The 2,361-nt window shown below is 37.0% G+C and carries 1 protein-coding gene and 1 pseudogene; both read right to left on the reverse strand.

Annotation, left to right across the window (positions count from 1 at the left end):
• Window positions 1–915: 915 nt before the first annotated feature.
• The gene (locus QVO39_RS00245) at window positions 916–2,190 is read right to left on the reverse strand and encodes a hypothetical protein (RefSeq protein ID WP_021902513.1); all 1,275 of its coding nucleotides are present in this window, start codon (window positions 2,188–2,190) and stop codon (window positions 916–918) included.
• A 49-nt stretch (window positions 2,191–2,239) separates the two neighbouring features.
• A pseudogene (locus QVO39_RS09160) lies at window positions 2,240–2,361 on the reverse strand (IS30 family transposase); the annotation flags it as partial.

Consider the following 2,361-nt stretch of genomic DNA (forward strand, 5'->3'; position numbering starts at 1 on the left):
TCCTATGGCTACAATTTGGCTACAATTAAATCTTAGAGGAATATAAACAACTACGATATAAGGAGTTAGAAGGCTTGGTTTACAACCCTCCCTCTCCGCAATAAATACTGAAAAATCAGTAAATTATAAAATAAACACCCAGTTTTACGCCCGATAATGTAAAGTTGGGTGTTTTTGTGTTATTTAAGATTCTATTCTGCTGTTTCTACATAATAATCGTTTAGCAATCATTGCAGTCCGATAAAAGTCAGAAAGGGCATACCGAGGGGACTCAATCGCTGAATTGAAGCGGTTGAGCTTTCTGATTTTGTTTTCCAAGCCCCCCCCTTGAGCAAAACGTCTTCTTGACCTCCAAATATCATTGGCTTTTCAACAGTGTCGCCTCCTAAGCAAACGTCTTTCAGTGAGTAAATCGGCTGTCCGATAAAGTTAGACAGCCTTTTCACTGTTTGATTAGCTCTGTAGGGAGAAATCCTTTATAATAGACATTTGATGGACTTTCTGCGATCATCAGAGATCTGACAAGCTGGGAACTCGGTTGTCCGATGAAATAGGAAGCTCTTCTTTCTCCGAAAAACTTTTATCGGACAGCAATGTTTAGCAATATATGAAATGACACAAGTAAGTATAGGAGTAATTAGTAGCTATAATAATTCCGACAAACTCATTATTGATAATGTATGTCCCTTCGTCCGGAGGTATATTTGTGGGGCGTTCGCTTGTACCATTCCAATCCCACACAAAGCAGAACAGTACAATGGAAAGAATAGCTGTTGTAGTCAGAAACAGTGGTACAAGCCAGCACGATTGCTTCAAATTTCCAAAATTGTTTATCGGTTAGTTTCATAAATATTGATTTTGTATTCAATAGTAATCGGAGGATTCAATTTGCTAAAATAAGGCTTGCCCCACCCACTATTTGTTACTAACTTTTAATTGTAGTTTCCAAGATTCTGTTTCTTCTACGTTGTTATTGACTTTAATGCTGTTTGCGTATGGCAATATAACAGATTTCCAGTCTTCGGTAATAAGTATTGTTCCGTTTCCTATTGTTTCTAAAATGCCCCATTCATCAACAATGCGTGCATTTTTATAGACGGTGCCGATATTTTCGAGAGGAACGACAGTGTTAGGATTAAAACTTATCTGTATATTCTTCAAAGGTAACGTCTTTATGTTTTGTGTAAATAATGCAGTTAATTCGTTTTTCTTTATTGCTCGTACAGAATCTCGCTGATTTTCAAAGGCAATAATATTATCATAGTCATAGCATGCCTTCCTTTGTCGTATATGATTCTCTTTGTCTGTAGGAAGAACTATGTTATAAGCATTCTGGACTAATATTCCTAAATCAGTATTTCCGTCCACATGCTTGTGCCATTCATTCGTGCTTTTATCAAGAAGATACCCCAAGATGGGACCAGAAAGGTAGGCGTAACATCTGACAAGCTCGTCTTTCTTCATGTAAGATTCAACTTCCTTATCGAGTTTGTCAAGATATATAGCATCCGATGAAATGGATAGTTTCATTCCTGTATATTGAGGCAGTCCCTCATGAACTTCAAAAGCCGTTTCATCCGAGTAATACTTACTAAATTCTTCCTGTCTTTGCCTTCTGAATGTAAGGCCATCACGAATTGCGATTTCTCGTGATAATGGATCTGTTTCTTTACAAGCGGATAGAAATGCTTTCCATTCCAGTTTGAGAAGTACTCTGGCTTCTTTGGTCTCCATATGGACATTATTGTAGGGTGTTGGAACATGGCCAAGAGAATCTTGCCAGTAATGGAACATTTCATGGCAGAACAATATGTTACGGTCTATGGTATCAGTAGGTATTGGAAGTTTTATCATCACCCATTTCTGCCCAAATACATTTATAGTGGAATTGGCGATGTTCTTATTGAGCGGATATTTTCCAATAAATACTTTTCCACATGTTTGAAGTTGTCCTTGTAAATCCTTTTGGTTACTCCACAAATCACGATTATTGTCTATGCATAAAATTGGTGCATATAAATTGACTCCCCATAGTTCTCCATTATCTTTATCGCATATAGTTTTGATATCGTTGAATGTGTTTGAGAACTCAACGCAAGAAGCGAGATTTCCACTATCGTTTTTATCTTGGGCTAACAGCGTATGGCAAACTATCAGTATGAGGAATGATGTTAGGAATGTTTTCTTCATGATTCTTTTGATATATAGCGGATCCGTAGATTCAAATTACTAGTGCAATTTACTTATTATTTTCCAACCAGACAACCATTGGGGTCTTGTACTGGTGTTTTTCCCTTGGTCTTGAGTTGATTTTCTGTACATAATTCAGTACTTGCTTATTGGTAATATCTTTGAAGTCCT

The organism is Porphyromonas sp. CAG:1061 (assembly GCF_000435035.1).
In the GTDB taxonomy this organism is placed as follows: Bacteria; Bacteroidota; Bacteroidia; order Bacteroidales; family Porphyromonadaceae; genus Porphyromonas_A; species Porphyromonas_A somerae.